We start from the raw sequence: 511 nt of genomic DNA, 5'->3' as shown, positions 1-511 counted from the left end.
TACGGGTGCCGGCCTCGGACACGCCCGTTCCCGTCACGGGTCTAGGCGACGCCCCGAGCAGCGAGGCCCAGGACGGCGCGTCGTTCCTGCTGGTCAACGACACTGACCTCACGTACTGCCTGGCCCATCCGGACCCGGAATCGCTTGCGGCCATCACCCGCCTGGTGGGGGCGATCGAGGACCCGCTCGCGCGAGCGGTGGCGCACTCGCAGGTGTGGGCCGCGGTGCGCGATGCCCGGCTGTCCCCGCGGGAGTACGTGTCCATGGCGGCGCGTGAGTGCGGTGCGGAGCGTCACGCGGCGATCCTCACGACCGTGCTGGACCACGCGGGTCAGGCCCTGGGCGAGTACGTGCCCTACCAGTACCGCACCGCCTCGCGGCGTGAATTCTTCGAGGCCCTGCGCAATGCCCTGCTGGCCGCGGAGGCGGGTTCCGGTGAGCAGCTGGTACTCGCGCGCGCTTTCGCCCGCGAAGCGGCGCGGGACGGCAGCTACGCCCGTCAGGTGCAGGA

1 protein-coding gene is annotated in these 511 nt (G+C 72.2%); it reads left to right on the top strand.

The window, feature by feature from the left end; translation table 11 throughout:
* A partial coding sequence (locus RF645_RS13495; RefSeq protein WP_368819293.1) for an ERAP1-like C-terminal domain-containing protein occupies window positions 1–511 on the top strand: 511 nt, incomplete at both ends.

The organism is Kocuria sp. CPCC 205260 (assembly GCF_040981045.1).
GTDB lineage: Bacteria > Actinomycetota > Actinomycetes > Actinomycetales > Micrococcaceae > Kocuria > Kocuria palustris.
This window is presented reverse-complemented; position numbering and strand designations above follow the sequence as displayed.